14 protein-coding genes are annotated in these 18839 nt (G+C 70.8%); 12 read left to right on the top strand and 2 right to left on the bottom strand.

Annotated features, from left to right (window positions below; genetic code table 11):
• Positions 1–108 precede the first annotated feature (108 nt).
• The 10 genes from AB0C01_RS24875 to AB0C01_RS24830 all read left to right on the top strand — a co-directional run bounded on the left by AB0C01_RS24875 (position 109) and on the right by AB0C01_RS24830 (position 14303).
• On the top strand, positions 109–1443 hold the full coding sequence (locus AB0C01_RS24875; protein ID WP_357248534.1) for a glycosyltransferase family 4 protein: 1335 nt from the start codon (positions 109–111) through the stop codon (positions 1441–1443).
• Between the two features lie 83 nt (positions 1444–1526).
• On the top strand, positions 1527–3287 hold the full coding sequence (locus AB0C01_RS24870; RefSeq protein ID WP_357572227.1) for a serine/threonine-protein kinase: 1761 nt from the start codon (positions 1527–1529) through the stop codon (positions 3285–3287).
• A gap of 119 nt (positions 3288–3406) precedes the next feature.
• Positions 3407–5041, top strand: a complete 1635-nt coding sequence (locus tag AB0C01_RS24865; protein WP_357248540.1) for a serine/threonine-protein kinase — start codon at positions 3407–3409, stop codon at positions 5039–5041.
• 103 nt (positions 5042–5144) lie between these two features.
• Positions 5145–5954, top strand: coding sequence for a metal-dependent hydrolase (locus AB0C01_RS24860; RefSeq protein ID WP_357248543.1), 810 nt, complete (start codon positions 5145–5147; stop codon positions 5952–5954).
• A gap of 379 nt (positions 5955–6333) precedes the next feature.
• Positions 6334–7365, top strand: coding sequence for a LacI family DNA-binding transcriptional regulator (locus AB0C01_RS24855; protein ID WP_357248791.1), 1032 nt, complete (start codon positions 6334–6336; stop codon positions 7363–7365).
• A gap of 77 nt (positions 7366–7442) precedes the next feature.
• A complete protein-coding gene (locus AB0C01_RS24850; RefSeq protein ID WP_357572226.1) occupies positions 7443–8747 on the top strand; it encodes an extracellular solute-binding protein in 1305 nt (434 codons plus the stop codon).
• Between the two features lie 67 nt (positions 8748–8814).
• A complete protein-coding gene (locus tag AB0C01_RS24845; protein ID WP_357248550.1) occupies positions 8815–9783 on the top strand; it encodes a sugar ABC transporter permease in 969 nt (322 codons plus the stop codon).
• Position 9784: 1 nt separating this feature from the next.
• Positions 9785–10669 (top strand): carbohydrate ABC transporter permease, encoded by an 885-nt coding sequence (locus tag AB0C01_RS24840; RefSeq protein WP_357248555.1) that lies wholly within the window; start codon positions 9785–9787, stop codon positions 10667–10669.
• Positions 10666–12897, top strand: a complete 2232-nt coding sequence (gene yicI / locus AB0C01_RS24835) for an alpha-xylosidase (RefSeq protein WP_357572225.1) — start codon at positions 10666–10668, stop codon at positions 12895–12897. Before AB0C01_RS24840 ends, yicI begins: the two co-directional genes overlap by 4 nt.
• The gene (locus AB0C01_RS24830; RefSeq protein WP_357248561.1) at positions 12894–14303 is read left to right on the top strand and encodes a GH1 family beta-glucosidase; all 1410 of its coding nucleotides are present in this window, start codon (positions 12894–12896) and stop codon (positions 14301–14303) included. Before yicI ends, AB0C01_RS24830 begins: the two co-directional genes overlap by 4 nt.
• 58 nt (positions 14304–14361) lie before the next feature.
• On the opposite strand, the gene AB0C01_RS24825 is transcribed toward AB0C01_RS24830, so the two are convergent.
• Positions 14362–15648: a choice-of-anchor A family protein gene (locus AB0C01_RS24825; protein ID WP_357248794.1), complete on the bottom strand. Its 1287-nt coding sequence runs from the start codon at positions 15646–15648 to the stop codon at positions 14362–14364.
• A gap of 291 nt (positions 15649–15939) precedes the next feature.
• Between AB0C01_RS24825 and AB0C01_RS24820 the strand changes: the two genes are divergently transcribed.
• Both AB0C01_RS24820 and AB0C01_RS24815 read left to right on the top strand, forming a co-directional pair.
• Entirely contained in the window at positions 15940–16893 is a 954-nt protein-coding gene (locus tag AB0C01_RS24820) for a helix-turn-helix domain-containing protein (protein WP_357248564.1), read from the top strand.
• Positions 16894–16935: 42 nt separating this feature from the next.
• Positions 16936–17583 carry a DJ-1/PfpI family protein gene (locus tag AB0C01_RS24815; protein ID WP_357572224.1) on the top strand — a complete coding sequence of 216 codons (648 nt, stop codon included), beginning with the start codon at positions 16936–16938 and terminating at the stop codon, positions 17581–17583.
• 40 nt (positions 17584–17623) lie between these two features.
• On the opposite strand, the gene AB0C01_RS24810 is transcribed toward AB0C01_RS24815, so the two are convergent.
• Positions 17624–18829: an MFS transporter gene (locus tag AB0C01_RS24810; protein ID WP_357248570.1), complete on the bottom strand. Its 1206-nt coding sequence runs from the start codon at positions 18827–18829 to the stop codon at positions 17624–17626.
• Between the last annotated feature and the right edge of the window lie 10 nt (positions 18830–18839).

Below are 18839 nucleotides of genomic sequence, written 5' to 3'. Positions count from 1 at the left end.
CCGCCGGTTATCTCGATCCCGGCAGGATTGGCCCCGATCCAGACGCGACGGCGACATCACTTCCGGTGTCGGTCGGCGCGCGCCCGGGGACAACTCAAAGGGGGCCGCATGTCACCCGACGCCCACGTGATCGACATTCACGCCGCCCGGCAACTCCGGGTGCTGATGCTGTCCTGGGAATACCCGCCGGTGCTCGTCGGCGGCCTCGGCCGCCACGTGCACGCCCTCTCCGTCGCCCTTGCCGCCGCCGGCCACGAGGTCACCGTCGTCACCCGCCACACCGACGGCGCACCCATGGAGGAGTACGCCGACGGCGTCCGCATCCTGCGCGCCCCCGAGGACCCGGTCGCCTTCCCCCTGGCCACCAGCTCCCTGCTGGCCTGGACCATGGCCTTCAACCACACCCTCACCCGCACCGCACTACGCGCCACCCAGGCCGGTTCGTACGACGTCATCCACGCCCACGACTGGCTCGTCGCCCACACCGCCGTCTCCCTGGCCGAGCACCTGGACCTGCCCCTGGTCACCACCATGCACGCCACCGAGGCCGGACGGCACCAGGGCTGGCTGCCGGAGGAGATGAACCGCACCATCCACGGCGTCGAGCAGTGGCTCAGCAACGAGTCCGGCCGGGTGATCGTCTGCTCCGGGTACATGCGTGAGCAGGTGAAGGCCCTGTTCGACGTCCCGGCCACCCAGGTCGACGTGGTGCCCAACGGGGTCGACGGCCGGGCCTGGCGGGCCCGCCCACGCGCGGTCGCGTCGGCCCGGGCACGGTTCGCCGGGGACGGCCCGTTGATCGGGTACGCCGGACGGCTGGTCTACGAGAAGGGCGTCCAGCATCTGGTGCACGCGGTGCCCCGGCTGCGCGAGCGGCACCCGGGTCTGCGCGTGGTGATCGCCGGTGACGGCCCGTACCGGCCCGAGCTGGAAGCCCAGGCTCGACGGCTGGCGCTCGGCTCGACCGTCCGGTTCACCGGTTTCCTCGACTCCACCCAACTGCCGGCGATGCTCGGCGCCACCGACGCGACAGTGGTGCCCAGCCTCTACGAGCCGTTCGGCATGGTGGCGCTGGAGGCGGCAGCCGCCGGGGCGCCACTGGCGGTGGCCCGTACCGGCGGCCTCGCCGAGATCGTGGAGTCCGGCGTGACCGGGGTGACGTTCCCGCACAGCGACCCCGATGCGCTCGCCGGCGCGGTCGGTCAACTGCTCGACGACGAGGTCTTCGCCCGGCGGGTGGCGCGCCGGGCCCGCACCATGGTCGGCGAACAGTACGGGTGGGCCACGATCGCCGCCCGCACGGCCGCCAGCTACGCCGCGGCCCGCCGCGAGCACGATCCGCTCCAGGCCCGGCGTGCCTCCGCCCGACTGGCTGGCGGACGTGCCCGGATCGCCATCCCGGAGGGCAATCTGCTGGCGCGCGTCGACCACGCCGCCTGCTGAGCCCAGTCGGACTACCGATAGGTGACTTCCGATCCGCTGGTTAGGGTGTAGCCCGGACAGCGGCTGAGGAGGAGCGTGCGCAGGTGCTGATCGCCGGTCGGTACCGGCTGCTCGACCTGGTGGGTCGCGGGGGCATGGGCCGGGTGTGGCTGGCCCGCGACGAGATGCTGCACCGCGAGGTCGCCGTCAAGGAGATCGTGCCGCCCACGTGGCTGGCCGACCACGAACGGGCCGAGGTGCGCTCGCGCACCCTGCGGGAGGCGCGCGCCGCAGCCCGGCTCAACCACCCCGCTGTGGTCCGGCTCTACGACGTCATCCCGGTCGACGACAACCCGTGGATCGTGATGGAGTACGTCCCGTCCCGCACACTCCAGGACGTGGTCGACGCCGAAGGGCCACTGGAGCCCTCCCGCGCCGCCCGGATCGGCCTCGCCGTCCTCGACGCGCTGCACGCCGCGCACACCGCCGGGGTGCTGCACCGCGACATCAAGCCCCAGAACGTGCTGGTGGCGCACGACGGACGGGTGATGCTCACCGACTTCGGGCTGGCCACCTTCGACGGCGGCGACGGCGTGACGACCCGCCCCGGCATGGTCCTCGGCTCCCCGCAGTACGTCGCCCCGGAGCGAGCCGCCGAGGGGGCGTCCACGGTCGCCGCCGACCTGTGGTCCCTCGGAGCGACCCTGCACGCCGCGGTTGAGGGCCGCTCCCCGTACGCCCGCAGCACCGCGATGGCGACCCTGAGCGCGCTGGCCGCCGGACCGCCGGACCCGGCCCCGCACGCCGGGGCGCTCGCGCCGGTACTCGCGGGGTTGTTGCGCCGCGACCCGCGCGATCGCCTCGACCACCAGGCGGCCCGCCGGTTGCTGGTCCGGGCGACGACCGGCAACCCCGATCCGCCGCCGGTGTCGGCCTCGGGGTCAAGGTCGGGGCTGGGTTCAGGGCCGGGGTCGGGGTCGGCGGCGGGGCCGGGGTCGGCGGGCCGGCTCGGGTCGCCGACGGGAGACCCGACCGCCGGGGCCGACGGGTCGGCCGATCAGGAGTCGACCAGCGCGCCACCCCAGCCCGGCCGGGCCGCGGATGATGCGGTTGCGGTGCCCGGCGGATCGAAGGGGCGCCGCACGTCACGGCGGGTCGCGCTGGTCGCCGTGTCACTCCTGGTGGCCGTGGCCGCCGGTGTCGGCACCGCGCTGGCCGTCACCGCTGACCAGCCCACCGACACCGTCGCCCGGCCCTCCGACCCACCGCCGTACGCCCCGCCGAACGGCGGCGGCCGGGACGGCCCGTACGGTCCCGGCCCCGACCGGCACCGACCGCCACCCGGCGGGCGCGACGTGGCCCCACCACCGTTCGCCTGCGTGCGCCCGGACATCGGCGGTGCGCCGGTGACGGCCCGCGCGCCGGCTCCCGGCGAACGGTTCCGCCCGCCGCCCGGCTGGGTCTGGCACGCCGACACCACCGGCTTCCGGGTCTTCGTGCCGGCGACCTGGCACTACTCCCGCGACGGTGAGGTGGCCTGCTTCCAGGACCCGGCGACCGGCCGGACGTTCAGCGTCGCCGCGGATGGTGCCGCCGATCCGCTGGCCGCGCTGCGGGCGGCCCGGGACGCGGCGGCCGGGGGCGGGGCACTACCGGAGTACGACGAGATCCTTCTCGCCCCGCGCGACGGTGGCGCCGAGTGGGAGTGCCGCTGGCGGGCACCTGACGGCCCACTGCTGCACGCCCGACAACTCGTCGTCGGCGCCGCCCCCTGGACGCTGGGCTGGATCACCGCCGACGAGGACTGGGCGGCGGGCGACACCGACTGGCCAGTGGTGCGAAAGAGTTTCCGACCACCCCGCTGACCTGCACCGTACGGCCATGATCCGGACCACCGTCCGGCGTGGATCGAGGCCGCTCAGCGGATGAGAATGCCGGCACCTGTGGCTATCGTGTAACCCGGGGTGACCAAGGGGGAGCGACCGTGCATCAGTTGCTGATCGCGGGTCGGTACCGGCTGCTCGACCTGGTCGGCACCGGCGGGATGGGTCGGGTGTGGCTTGCTCGCGACGAGATGCTGCACCGCGACGTCGCCGTGAAGGAGGTCGTGCCGCCGTCCTGGCTGGCCGAGGCCGAACGCGAGGAGTCGCGGCTGCGGACGCTGCGCGAGGCCCGCACCGCTGCCCGGCTCAATCACCCCAATGTGGTCCGGATCTACGACGTGGTGCACGACCGGGAGAGCCCCTGGATCGTGATGGAGTACGTGCCGTCCCGGTCGGTGCAGCAGATCATCAGCGACGAGGGACCCCTGAGCCCGCAACGCACCGCCCAGATCGGGTTGGCGGTGCTCGCCGCGCTGCGGGCCGCACACGCCGCCGGGGTGCTGCACCGCGACGTGAAACCCCACAACGTGCTGGTCGCCGACGACGGGCGGGTGGTGCTCACCGACTTCGGGCTGGCCACCTTCGACGGTGGCGAGGGCGCGATGACCGGGCCGGGCACGGTGCTCGGCTCACCGCAGTTCGTCGCGCCGGAGCGGGCCCGCGAAGGGGTGTCGGATCCGCGTACCGACCTGTGGTCGTTGGGCGCGACGCTCTACGCGACGGTCGAGGGGCAGTCGCCGTACGCCCGGTCCAGCGCGATGGCGACCCTCAGCGCGCTGGCCACCGACCCACCGGACCCGATGCGCCGCGCCGGCCCGCTGCGTCCCGCGCTCAACGGCCTGCTGCAACGTGACCCCTGGCGGCGGTTGACCGCCACCGAGGTGGAGCCGCTGCTCCGCAGCGCCGCGGCGGCCCACGACCGGCCGGTCGGGCCAACGCCGTCCTCGGCGGTGACCGCGGTACGCAGCGCGGGCCGGGCCGTCCTGCCCGACCGGGTCGACCCGGACTCCGCACCCGACGATGCGCCGACACCGACCCGCACGACGGGCACCCGCCCCGGGCGGCGGCGTCTGCTCGTCCTGGGCGGAGCGGCCACCGCCCTGCTCGTCGCCGCGGGTGTGACGCTGGCACTTGTCGACCACAACACCGAGCGCACACCACCGTCGGGGTCCGGAGGCGGCGCGCCGACCGCCCCGCCGACCCCCCGGCCGACCGCGTTCGCCTGCGCGACGCCACCGCCGACGGCCACTCCGGTGGCCTCGAAGTCACGCCCGGCGGACGCGCCGTACCAACTGCGCGTGGGCTGGACCTGGCACGACGACCCGGCCGGGTTTCGGATTGCCGTGCCGGTGGGCTGGACACGCTGGACCGAGGGGGCGGTGACCTGCTTCCGGGAGCACGACGGCGCCCGGGTGCTCAGCGTCGAGGCAGGGCCGGCGCGGGCCGACCCGGTGGCGTACTGGAAGGCCGAGGAGGCGCGACTCACCACCGGCGACGCGCTGCTGAACGGCTACGTCCGGGTGGACATCTCCGCGATGGACATCTTCGAGGGCGGGGCGGCCTGGGAGTGCGGCTGGAGGAACGCCGCAGGTGAACAGCTGCACAGTTTCCGGTTACTGGCCAACACCTCGGCCGACCGCTCCTACACCGTCTCGTGGATGACAAAAGAGTTCGACTGGCAGGTCAACGCGGCATACTTGCCGATGATCCGGCAGAGCTTCACCCCAGCTCTCTGACGTCGTCCGATGTGGACCCTCCGGGTGATGCCCCTGCGACGCCGACGCTGACTACAGTGGCGTAGTTTTGGGCGCTCAAGATCCCTGGGGAGGGTGAGCCGACATGATGGGACCACAGCACGCGTTGTCCGGCGCGGCGGCGTGGTTGGCGGGGTCCTGGGCACTGGACCAGTTCGCCGACTATCACCAGTCGCCGCTCGCGTTGGCGGTGGGCACCGCGGTGTGTGCCGGCGGCGCGCTCTTTCCCGACCTCGACATGTCCGGCAAGGTGACCAAGAACCAGGGTGGTGCCACAGTGGCTCGCACCTTCGGCGTCTTCTCGCTCTTCGCCGCCGAGGTGATGGAGAAGATCTCGCTCGGGGTCTACTACGCCACGAAGCTCAGCAGGGACCCCCGCCGCAACAACGGGCACCGGACGCTGACCCATACGCTGCCGTTCACCCTGCTGGTCGGCTGGGGCACCACCGCGCTCTGCGCCGCGTACGGCAAGTGGGCCGTCATCACCATCCTGTTCTTCATGTTCGGCCTGGCGCTACGTGGACTGTTCGACGAGTGGGCCGAACGCGCCGGATGGGTGATCATCACGCTCGCATCGGCCGGGGCCGCCTGGTTCACCTTCGCCAACCTGCCGGGAGGTCGCGGCTATCCGCTGATCGGCACGGCCCTGGGCGTGGGCTGCTTCGTGCACATCCTCGGTGACATGATCACCAGGGCGGGCGTGCCGATCCTCTGGCCGATCCCGATCAAGCGGCGGATGTGGATGATGGTCGGCCTACCGAACAGCATCGCCCTGCGGGTCGGCAGCAAGGCCGAGGTGGTCGGGATGCGCATCGCACTGACCGTCGTCTCGGCGCTCGCCACCGTCGGCCTGATCGCGCCCTCGGTGCTGAGCCGGTTCGACATCGATCTCTGACCAACCCGGCCCCGCACACTGCGCGGCGGTGATGCCGCGCCCTTGCCCTTGCCCTTGCCCTTGCCCTTGCCCTTGCCCTTGCCCTTGCAAGATCGTGCTCGATCCTTGTTGTAGTGGCCTCGGTGCGGGCTGAGGGGACTACAACCAGGATCGAGTGCGATCTTGAGGAGCGCGCCCTCCGGGACCCACCAGCGGGGCGTGCGGCGCGGTGGAGGGACGGGCGCGGGGACTCGCGTGACCGCTGAAGTCTTTTCGACATCCGCTATTGACGTCGCCGTAACAGGTGGCCTAGCGTCCTGTCGAACCGCTTCGTCGAACCGCTTCGACGCGCAGGTGGGAGCGATCCCAACCCCCGGCTGAGGAGGTACGCGTGGCCACCATGCACGACGTCGCCCGCCTCGCGCAGGTCTCGGTCAGCACCGTCTCGTACGTGCTCACCGGCGCCCGGCCGATCTCCCAGGCCACCCGGGACAGGGTGCTCGCCGCGATGGCGGAACTCGACTACCAGCCCAACGCGATGGCCCGTGGTCTGGCCAGCCGGCGCAGCCGGATCCTCGGCCTGCTGATGCCGATGGACGAGCGTGGCCTCGGCGCCACCGAAACCGCCTTCGTCACCGGCGCCGCCTCGGCGGCCAGCGCGGCCGGCTACCACCTCGTACTCTCGCCGGTCGGCGGTGGCGACCTCGACGACCTGCGGCGGCTGGCCACCCAGCGGATGCTCGACGGCGTCGTGCTGATGGAGGTCCAGCTCGCCGACGAGCGGGTCACCGTGCTTCAGGAGGCCGGCGTGCCGCTGGTGTTGATCGGTCGGACCGGCGACACCAGCGCGCTCTCCTACGTCGACATCGACTTCGACCAGACCGTCCGGGAGGCCGTCGCGCACCTGGTGGGTCTGGGGCACCGGCGGATCGTCTACGTCAACCACTCGGCCGCGACGCTGGCCAGCGGATACGGCCCCGCGCTGCGTACCCGGGATGCTTTTGTCGCGGCGATGACCGGACACGGTCTCGACCCGCTGATGATCACGGCCGAGGACAGCGCCGCCGGCGGTCGTGCGGCCCTGGCCGACGCGTTCGCGCAGGCCCCGGAGCTGACCGCCGTGCTCGCCATGAACGAGACCGCGATCTTCGGCATTCTCGGCGAGTTGACCGGTCGTGGGTTGTCGGTGCCCGACGACGTCTCCGTCGTCTCGATGGTCACCTCGCCGCAGGTGGCCGAACTGGCGACGCCGGCGCTGACCGCGATGACGTCGCCCGGTTCGGCGCTGGGCCGGATGGCGATCGAGGCGCTGGTGCGCCACCTGGACGGCGCTGGCAATCGGCTCCACCAACAACTGCTGCCGTGCTCGCTGGAGATCCGGGGTTCGACAGCCGCACCACGAAGCCGTCAACTCATGGGGGCTGACCAGTAGAAACGGCCCGCCGCCGCGCGGCAACGCGACGACGGGCCCGATGCAGTACCGCTAGATACTCAACGAGGAGGATAGTAATGCAGCGATTCCGCCGGATCGTCGCCGCGCTCGCCCTGGCGGCGACCGCGACGACCACCGTGGCCGCCTGCGGCGGTGGCGACAACGGGGACGACAGCGACGCCAAGGTTCTCAAGCTCTGGCACTACGAGAGCGAGAACAGCGCCATGGGCGTCGGTTGGAACCGGGCCATCGAACTCTTCAAGACCGAGCACCCGGGCGTCGAGGTGCGCTTCGAGCGTAAGGCGTTCGAGCAGATCCAGCAGAACGCCGGCATGATCATCAACTCGTCCGAGGGCCCGGACATCATGGAGTACAACAAGGGCAACGCGACCGCGGGCCTGCTCTCCACCCAGGGCCTCCTCACCGACCTGAGCGGCGAGGCCGACAAGCGCGGCTGGGCCGGCAAGCTCAGCCCCAGCCTGCAGACCACCGCCCGGTACAGCGACAAGGGTGTGATGGGCTCGGGCAAGTGGTTCGGTGTGCCGAACTACGGCGAGTACGTCACGGTCTACTACAACAAGGACCTGTTCCAGAGCAACGGCGTCAAGGTGCCGACCAGCATGGCCGAGATGACCGCCGCGATGGACACCTTCGTCGGCAAGGGCATCACCCCGCTGGGCATGGCCGGCGCGGAGTACCCGGCCGGGCAGCTCTTCTACCAGCTCGCCCTCTCCAAGGGCGACCGGCAGTTCGTCGACAACTACCAGCTCTACAAGAACCCGGTGGACTTCAAGGCCGACCCGCTCAAGTACGGCGCGGACACCTTCGCCCAGTGGGTGCAGAAGGGCTACGTCGCGAAGAACTCGGCAAGCCTCAAGGCCGAGGACATGGGCACCGCCTTCATCGGCGGCAAGGTTCCGATGATCGTCTCGGGTAGCTGGTGGTACGGCCGGTTCAAGACCGAGATGAAGGCCAACTGGGACACCTTCCTCTTCCCCGGCAACACCCTGCAGGCCGGCTCCTCCGGCAACCTCTGGGTCGTCCCGGAGAACAGCAAGGCCAAGAGCCTGGCGTACGACTTCATCGACATCACCCTGCGTCCGGAGATCCAGGACCTGATCGGCAACAACGGTGGTGTGCCGGTCGCCGCCGACGCGTCGAAGATCAGCGACCCGAAGGACCGCAAGCTGATCGAGGACTTCAACACGGTCAGCAAGGCCGACGGGCTCGCCTTCTACCCGGACTGGCCGGTCCCCGGCTACTACGACGTGCTGGTCTCCGGTTTCCAGGGCCTGATCAACGGGTCCAAGTCTCCCGACCAGCTCCTCGACACGATCGCCAAGCCGTACGCCGATGGCGTCAAGGAGATCACCGGCAAGTGACACGGCGAGCGGCGGGCGTGACCGGCACGACCGGCGCGCCCGCCCGCCCCGCCGGGAAGGATCTTCCATGGCAGTCTCCGAGACCGTCGCCGCCACACCACCGGCCGCGACGCCCACCCCGCCCGCGCCCAGCCGCAGACGCCGCGGCCGCAACGCGGCGTACTGGCTCTACCTGCTCCCCGGAGCGACGCTCTTCGTCCTGGTGATCGGCGCGCCGCTGATCGGCACCCTCTACCTGTCGCTGACCAAGTGGTCCGGCATCGGCGACCCCCGGTGGGTCGGCCTGGACAACTACCGGCAGTTGCTGCAGGACGACGTGTTCTGGGCGTCGTTCCGCAACACCGTCTGGATGCTCGTCGCGATGGTGGTGGTGCCCACCGTGCTCGGGCTGCTGCTCGCCGCGGTGCTCTTCGACGTCATCGGCCGCCGGTTCAAGCCGCGCACCGCCGCCGCGCTGCGGGCCGCGTTCTACCTTCCGCAGGTGCTGCCCGTCGTGGTGGCCGGCATCGTCTGGGGCTGGATCCTGCGCCCGGACGGGGCGTTCAACAGCCTGCTCGACGCGGTCGGTCTCGGCGCGCTGCGCCACGACTGGCTCGGTGACCCGGGCACCGCCCTGCCGGCCGTGATGGCGGTGATGATCTGGGTGCAGATCGGCTACCCGGTGGTCGTCTTCATGGCGGCGTTGCAGCGGGTCGACCCCGAGTTGTACGAGGCGGCCGAGGTCGACGGCGCGAACTGGCTGCACCGGTTCCGGGCGATCACCCTCCCGCAGATCCGGCCGGAGACGTTCGTGGTGGCGCTGACCTGCACCATCGCCGCGCTGAAGGTGTTCGGGCCGATCTTCGCCCTGACCCGGGGCGGCCCGGACAACGCGACGAACGTCCCGTCGTACTTCGCCTACTACACGTTCTTCAAGAAACTGCAGGTCGGCTACGGCTCCGCGATCTCCACGGTGCTGACGTTGATCATCGTCGTCGTGGCCGTGGTCTTCATCTGGATGCAGGCCCGCAGCGAGCGCCGGGACCGGGGGTTCTGAGATGGCCGTCATCACTCCGACCGTGGCCCCGGTGACGCCACGCCGACCCGTACCCGATCGCCACCACCGCGGCGTCAGCCGTTGGGTGGTGCTCGTCCTGGTCGTCGTCGGCGCGCTGGTCATGCTCGTTCCGTTCGCGTTCATGCTGCTCAACGCGTTCAAGTCGCCCGGTGACTACTCGTCGGGTGGCCCGCTGAGCTGGCCGAGCGAGTTCTACACCAGGGGCCTGCGCACGTACTGGACCGAGGTGAACTTCCCGCTCAAGCTCTGGAACTCGGCGCTCATCGCCGGTTCGGTGGCCGTGCTCGGCGTCGCCGTGTCACTGCTCAACGCGTACGCCCTGGGCATCGGCCGGGTCCGCGGCCGGCTCTGGATCGTCGGGTTGTTCCTGCTGGCCAACATGCTGCCGCAGGAGGCGTTGATCTACCCGCTGTACTACGCGGCCAAGGAGGTCGGGCTCTACAACACCCGACTCGCCGTGATCATCATCTTCACGGTGATCCAGAGCGCGTTCGGCACCTACCTGCTCGCCTCGGTGCTGGGGACGTTCCCCCGCTCGCTGTTGGAGGCGGCGGCGCTGGACGGCGCCGGCAAGTGGACGGTGCTGTGGCGGGTGGTCTTCCCCAACCTGCGCCCCACCCTCTCGGTGCTGCTCATCTTCTTCTTCATCTGGACCTGGAACGAGTTCCTCATCCCGCTGGTCATGCTGATCGACAACCAGACGCAGACCATCCCGGTGGCGCTCGCGTCGCTTCAGGGTGACCGGCTGATGGACGCTCCGACCACGAACGCCGGCGCCCTGATCAGCCTGGTGCCGGCCATCCTCTTCTTCCTCATCTTCCAGCGCACCCTGGCGCGCGGCATCACGGCAGGAGCCGAGAAGTGAAGTTCACCGACGGGTACTGGCAACTGCGCCCCGGTGTCAGCGTCCTACGCCCCGGCGTCGTCGAGTCGGTCGAGCCGGACCAGCGCGGCTTCACCGTCTTCGCGCCGACCGGCCAGGTCACCGGTCGCGGCGACACCCTGAACCGGCCCGTGGTCACCGTCCGGTTCTTCTCCCCCGCCCCCGGCGTCATCGGGGTGACCATCGCCCACCACACCGGTGGGCTGCCCCGCGAGCCGCACTTCGGGCTGAGCACCGACGAGACGCACCCGCTCACCGTCGACGTCACCGGGCTCAGCGCGACGCTGACCACCGGTGAGCTGACCGCGCGGGTCGCGCTCGTCGACGGGTGGCGGGTCGAGTTCCTGCACGGCGACCGGCTGGTCACCGCGTCCACCGCGCGCAGCATCGGCGTCGTCACCGACGCCGAGGGCCGCCGGCACGTGCACGAACGGCTCGCCCTCGGCGTCGGCGAGACGGTGTACGGGTTGGGTGAGCGCTTCGGCCCGTTCGTGAAGAACGGGCAGACCGTCGACATCTGGAACGCCGACGGCGGCACCGCCAGCGAGCAGGCGTACAAGAACGTGCCGTTCTATCTCAGCAGCGCCGGCTACGGGGTGTTCGTCGACCACCCGGAGCACGTGTCGTTCGAGGTCGGCTCCGAGGTGGTCACGCAGACCCAGTTCAGCGTCGAGGGGCAGTCGCTCACCTACTACGTCGTCGACGGCCCCACCCCGAAGGACGTGCTGCGCCGCTACACCGCGCTCACCGGCCGCCCGGCCCGGATCCCCGCCTGGTCGTACGGGTTGTGGCTGTCCACCTCGTTCACCACCTCGTACGACGAGAAGACGGTGACCGAGTTCGTCGATGGGATGGCCGAGCGCGGGCTGCCGCTGTCGGTGTTCCACTTCGACTGCTTCTGGATGCGCCAGTTCCACTGGGTCGACTTCGTCTGGGACCCGGCGACCTTCCCGGATCCGGAGGGGATGCTGCGCCGGCTGCACGAGCGTGACCTGAAGGTGTGCGTCTGGATCAACCCGTACATCGCGCAGCGGTCGTACCTCTTCGAGGAGGGCCGCGAGGCCGGCTACCTGGTCCGTAACCCGGACGGTTCGGTCTGGCAGTGGGACAGGTGGCAGGCCGGCATGGCGCTCGTCGACTTCACCAACCCGGACGCCGTGCGCTGGTTCACCGGCAAGCTCAAGGCGCTGCTGGACATGGGTGTCGACTGTTTCAAGACCGACTTCGGGGAGCGCATCCCGACCGACGTGGTGTGGCACGACGGTTCGGACCCGCAGCGGATGCACAACTACTACTCCTACCTCTACAACAAGGCGGTCTTCGAGCTGCTGGAGGCCGAACGGGGCAAGGGCGAGGCGGTGTTGTTCGCCCGCTCGGCCACCACCGGCGGGCAGCAGTTCCCGGTGCACTGGGGTGGCGACTGCGAGTCGACGTTCGTCGCGATGGCCGAGTCGCTGCGCGGGGGGCTGTCCCTGGCCGCGTCCGGCTTCGGCTACTGGAGCCACGACATCGGCGGCTTCGAGGGCACCCCCGATCCGGCGGTGTTCAAGCGGTGGGTCGCCTTCGGGCTGCTCTCCTCGCACTCGCGGCTGCACGGCTCCGGCTCGTACCGGGTGCCGTGGGCGTACGACGAGGAGTCCGTGGACGTGCTGCGGCACTTCACCCGGCTCAAGCTCGGCCTGATGCCGTACCTGGCGGCCGCCGCACAGGAGGCGCACCGCGACGGTACGCCGGTGATGCGCCCGATGTTCCTGGAGTTCCCGGACGACCCGGCCACGGCGCACCTGGACCGGCAGTACATGCTCGGCCCGGACGTGCTCGTCGCGCCGGTGTTCAGCGCCGACGGCACCGTCACCTACTACGTGCCCGCCGGCACCTGGACGCACCTGGTCAGCGGCGCTCAGGTCACCGGCCCGGCGTGGGTCACCGAGAAGCACGCGGTCGACAGCCTGCCGGTGTTGGCCCGGCCCGGCGCGGTCATCCCGTTCGGCTCCCGCACCGACCGACCGGACTACGAGTGGGCCGACGACGTACGGCTGCGGCTGTACGCACCGGCCGAGGGGCAGCGGACCCGGGTACGGGTACCGTCACCCGGGGACGGGCCGGGCGCCGAGTTCGACGTGCGCTACGAGGCCGCGACGGCCAGTGTCGAACTGGTCGCCGGTACCTCGACGGGCTACAGCTGCGAGATCCAGGGGACGGAACGATGACGCGACACCACTTCCCGGAGAGCTTCGTCTGGGGGTCGGCGACGGCGGCGTACCAGATCGAGGGTGCGGTCACGGAGGACGGCCGCGGACCGTCCATCTGGGACACCTACAGCCACACACCGGGTCGGACGTTGAACGGCGACACCGGCGACGTGGCCGCCGACCACTACCACAGGTGGGCCGACGACCTCGGTCACATCGCTGACCTGGGGCTCAGCGCGTACCGGTTCTCCGTCTCGTGGCCGCGGGTGCAGCCGGGCGGCTCGGGCCGCTTCAACCAGGCCGGCATCGACTTCTACGCGCGGCTGGTGGACGGTCTGCTGGAACGGGGCATCCGTCCGGTGGCCACCATGTACCACTGGGACCTGCCGCAGGAGCTGGAGGACGCCGGCGGCTGGGCGGCGCGGGAGACCGCGCTGCGCTTCCAGGAGTACGCGGCCGGCATCGTCGGTGCGCTGGGCGACCGGGTGCACACCTGGACGACGCTCAACGAGCCGTGGTGCTCGGCGTACCTGGGCTACGCCTCCGGCGTACACGCTCCGGGTCGCACGGAGCCGGCGGCGGCCCTGGCCGCGGTGCACCACCTCAACCTCGCGCACGGGCTGGCCGGTCGGGTGGTCCGGGAGCTGGCTCCCGCCGCCGAGCTGTCGGTGACGTTGAACCTGCACGTCATCCGGGGGGCGTCCGACTCGGAGGCGGACCGGGACGCGGTACGGCGGATCGACGCCCTGGCCAACCGCGCGTTCCTCGGCCCGATGCTGGACGGGGAGTACCCGGCCGACCTGCTGGCCGACACCGCGTCCGTCACCGACTGGTCGTTCGTCCGCGCGGGTGACGAGAAGCAGATCGCGGTGCCGCTGGACGTGCTCGGGGTCAACTACTACTCCAGCACCCTGGTCCGGGCCTGGGACGGCGTGTCGGCCCGCTCCGACGCCGACGGGCACGGTGCGTCGACCTCGACGCCGTGGGTCGCCGCCGACACCGTCGACTTCCTTCCGCAGCCCGGCCCGTACACGGCGATGGGTTGGAACATCGACCCGCCGGCCCTGACCGAGTTGCTGCTGCGCCTGCACCGCGAATACCCCAGCCAGCCGATGATGATCACCGAGAACGGCGCGGCGTTCGACGACGTGGTGTCGGCCGACGGCCGGATCCACGACGACCGCCGGATCGACTACCTCCGTCGGCACATCGGTGCCATGGCCGACGCCCGCGCCCAGGGCGCGGACGTACGCGGTTACTTCGTCTGGTCGCTGCTGGACAACTTCGAGTGGGGCTACGGCTACGACCGTCGCTTCGGGATCATCCGGGTCGACTACGACACCCAGGTCCGCACCTGGAAGGACAGCGCCCACTGGTACCAGCGGCTCGCCGCCACCGGCAAGCTGGACCAGGCGCAGGACTGACTCGACCGCACGTCGATGGTGGGCCCAGGGCCTTGCCCTGGACCCACCATCACCGGTCTCAGTTTTCGCTACGTCGCAGTCTCAGTCGGGCCAGCAGTAGCAGGGCCACACCGAGGCCGACTCCGGCGCTCCCTATCCCCAGCATCGGCCAGGTTGAGGTACCGGTGACCGGCAACGGGTGCTTGGTCGGGTAGCCCGTCGGGCTCACCGGCGGCTGGGTCGTCGGTGCCGAGGTCGGCCCGGTAGGTGTCGGCGTGGGCAGCGTCGGTGTCGGCGTCGGCCCCGTCGGTGTGGGTGTCGGTGTCGTCGGTGTGGGTGTCGGTGTCGACGCTGTGGGCGTCGGCGACGGCTGGGAGCAGTTCAGCAGCGACGAGAACGGGAAGTCGTGGATCTCCCCGCCGTCGTGCGTCAGAGTCCGACTGATGACGCTTCCCTCGATGTTGGCGTTCGTCGCGGCGTTCAGGGCGGCGTTGGGCGCGTAGATCGTGCCCTCGATCGTCGCGCTGTCGTCGGTGAGCGTGACCGAGGTGGCGGTCGGGAGGTTGAACAGGATGTATCTGGCCTGTTCTCCGCCGATTCCGGCGAAGTTCGGCGCCCGCCAGACGAACGCGTCACCGACTCCGCTGGTGTCCACGTTGACAAGCAGTGGCGTGTCGGCCGTGGGCTGGTCGGCGAAGGTGAGCACCGAGATGTTGGCAAGGTCGCTGGCCGACAGGTTGAGCACGTTCGTGACACCCGGGGCGAGGTTGACCACCGCGTTGCTGCCCGGGGGAACGGGCCGGGGCAACGGCGCACCCTCCGGGGTGGTCAGTACGACGTTCTGCTGACAGGTGGCCAGGCTGGTGGCGGTCGCGCGGAAACCCTCGAACGCGCCGACGAAATCCAGTGGCGAGGAGGGTCCGACACTCGCCACGGGTTGCCGGGTCACGAGCTCGACCCGGGGTGATGCCTCGTAGTCGTTAACCGGCAGGACCCGGGTGTTGACCGCTGCGGCGTTGTTGTCGGTGTCGCGGACGAACGTACCGGTCAGGTCGCCGATCTTCACGTAGCCGTTCTGCAACACCTGCAACCGCGACCCGGGGACGCTGGCGGCGAAGTCGACCCGGCCGCCCACCACGAGTGCCGTCGGATTGCTGTCCGGCGGCACCACGAAAGTCCCGGCGCTCTGCCCGGCGACCTGGTAGTTGCCGAAGCTGAGGTTGCCCCCGACCGCGATGGTCCCCTCGTTCTCGGCACCGAGCAGCCGCGCGTCTCCGGCGGTCATGACCAGGAAGCCCTGCGTGCCGGCCACCGGATCGACCGGTTGTCGGGGCTGAGCCTCGGAGGTGGTCGCCAGCAGGGCCAGGACGGCGACGGTCGCCCCTCCCACCACGGGCAGGAGCAGGCGTCGTACGCCCACGCTGGTACGCGATCCCACATGCACTGTCTCACCAATTGTCACGAACGGGTAACGAGCCGCACGACCGCAGGGGACGCCCGATCCACGAAATCCCCCAAAAGGTGCTTTATTGCCTAAATCACCTGCACCGGCGGCTCGTTTCTCACCGGCCGTCTCGATCGAGACGTCACGGGCCGTGTCATTTTCCGTGGGTACGGCGTCATGGCGCCACGACGACTCCGCCGACAGACTCAGGGCATGGTTGAGCGCGTCACCGTCGTCGCCTTCGCGGGCATGCAGTCCCTCGACGTCACCGGGCCGTGGGAGGTGCTGGCGGGGGCGAACCGGTACCGGACAGCACATGGTGAGCGCCACGCGTACGACCTGAGGCTGGCGGGCGCGGAGGCCGAGGTGGTGACCGAGAGCGGCCTCGTCCTGCTGGCCGACGCGCTTGGAGAGCCGGTCCGGGCCGGCACCCTCGTGGTGCCCGGCGGCCGAACGGCAGCCCGGGATGGGCACGCCGACCTCGTCGCCTGGTTGCGAGAGTGCCGCCCCACCCGATTGTTGTCGATCTGTTCCGGGGCGTTCCTGTGCGCGCGGGCCGGGTTGCTCAGCGGTCGTAGGGTGGCCACCCACTGGTCCCTGTCGGGGGACCTCGGTCAGCGATTCACCGACCTCACCGTCGACCACGACGCCCTCTACGTGCACGACGGCCCGGTCTGGACGTCGGGTGGTGTCACGTCCGGAATCGATCTGGCGCTGGCCGTCGTGGCGGCCGACCACGGAGCACGAGTCGCCCAGGAGATCGCCCGCTGGCTCGTGATGTTCCTGCACCGGCCCGGCCAACAGGCGCAGTTCTCCGGCCCGGTGTGGTTGGAACGTGCCACGGAGAAACGGGTGGCTGCCGTGCAGCGTGCCCTCGACGCCAACCCGGCCGCGAAACACCGCGTCGACGACCTTGCCGCGCGGCTCGCCCTGTCGCCCCGGCACTTTCAACGTCTCTTCGTCCGTGAGACCGGGCTCACCGTCGGGCGGTATCTCAGCGAGCTTCGCCTGGAGGCCGCCAAACGCCTTCTGGTGCAGTCCGATCTCGCCCTCGACGTGGTGGCGGCCAGGTCGGGGCTCGGGTCCGCCGAGTCGCTCCGACGTGTCTTCGGTGAACGGCTCGGCACGACCCCGGGCGCCTACCGCGCACGCTTCTCGATGCTCTGACCGCGTTCGACGGCCCAGCACTGTCAACCGAAGGGACCTCCGGTGACCCACGTCGTCATCCCTCTGTACGAGCGTTTCACCGCGCTGGACGTCATCGGCGTCTACCAACCACTGGCCCTCACCCCGGGCATCGACGTGGTCCTGGTCGCCGAACACCCCGGTCCCGTCAGGGACGACTGCGGGATGGTCTCCCTGGTGGCCGAGATCGCGCTCGAAGACGTGCGGGCGGCCGACGTTCTCGTCGTCCCGGGAGGACCAGGGACCGTTCAGGCTCTCAGCGGGCCGCTGCCGGGCTGGATCAGACGCATCCACGAGACGACGACGCTCACGACCTCCGTGTGCTCCGGATCGATCCTGCTGGGGGCCGCCGGGCTGCTTCGGGGTCGACGGGGCACCAGCCACTACCGCGCCGTCCAGGAGTTGGCCCGCTTCGGTGCCGAGCCGACGGACCAGCGAGTCGTCGAAGAACCGGACGCCCACATCATCACGGCGGCCGGTGTGTCGAGCGGCATCGACATGGGACTGAGACTCGTCGAACTCCTCACCGACCGGACGACCGCGGAGGCCATCCAGCTCTGGATGGAGTACGACCCACAACCGCCGTTCGACAGCGGCCACCCGTCCCGTGCGACCCCCGAGGTGCTCGCCCGAGCGGCGGCGTACGACAGCGCGGCCAGAATGGCCAGGTGACCGGTCGGGCGCGCGGGTTGTCGGGCGGCGGGCGTTCGACTCACGTGCTGGGGCGGCGGGCACGGAGCCCACCCCACAGCAGCAGCACGCAGCAGCCGATCAGCACCGGTTCCAGGGCGAAGGCGGTGACCAGCCCGTACCGGTCCGCCAGGCCGCCGAGCAGGAAGGGGGACACGCCGGCGACCACGCCGAGGATCAGTTGCGAACGGGCGTTGGCCCGGTCCTCCTGTCCGCCGGCCGCGCCGAGGGTGAGCGAGAGCGCGAGCGGATAGAGGTTGGCGACGCCCACCCCGCAGAGGAACAGCCCGAGGACGGCGAGGGCCGGCTTGTCGGTCAGCCAGAACAGCACGAAGCTGGGGCCGGTGACCGCCAGCGAGGCGTACAGCAGCACCACCGCGCGACCGGGGCGGCGGGTGAGCCGCGCGCCGAGCAGGCGTCCGATCAGGATGCCGAGGTAGTTGCTGCTCAGCGCGGTGCTGGCCGCAGCGGCGGACATGCCGGCGTGGATGAGCAACTGGGGACCGAAGTACACCAGGCAGAACTCGATCGCCGAACTGACAGCGGTCAGCATGGCGAACAGCCAGCAGGCCAGCGGCAGGCCCCCGGCCTTCTTCGCGGTGGCGGGTCGCGGCGCCGCCGGTAGCGGCTGGCGGCGGTAGCGCAGGTACAGCAGCACGAGGACGGCGGCCGGCAACACGAAGGTGGCGCGCCAGCCCAACGCGCTGGCCGCCAGGGCGCCGAGGACCAGCGGGGCGAACACCGCGGACGCGCCGGCGCCCACGTTGGCCTCGGTCAACGCCCGGTCGCGCCGGTCGCCGTGCCGGTCGGACAGCACCGCCTGGACCACGGTGAGCATCGTGGTCCCGGCCAGACCGAACACGACGGCTCCGAGCAGGGTGGCCGCTGTGCTGCCGCCCAGGGTGAACAGACCGGCACCGACCACGGTGGCGACGGCCGAGCACCACAGCAGCGCACCCCGGGCCAGGCGGCGTGCCGCCCACACGAACCCGACCGCGGACAGCGCCGCGCCCCCCGCCCACAACAGTTCGTAGACGCCGAGCAGCGTGTAGGAGAAGCCCAACTCCGCGCGGAGGAGGGTCAGCGCCGGGCCGAAGGCGTACAGCCAGAACGTCCAGCAGGCCAGGACGGCGTACGACAGCCTGGTCGGCGCGTCCCGGACGAAGGTCTCGATCTCGGTCTGCCGTCGTGACGGGGTCTGCCGCTGCCGCGTTGTGTATCGATACACAGATAGAGTC

It is taken from the genome of Micromonospora sp. NPDC048905 (assembly GCF_040649655.1).
Classification (GTDB): Bacteria; Actinomycetota; Actinomycetes; order Mycobacteriales; family Micromonosporaceae; genus Micromonospora.
The sequence above is the reverse complement of the archived record's forward strand: the minus strand, read 5'-3'. Positions and strand labels throughout refer to the sequence as shown.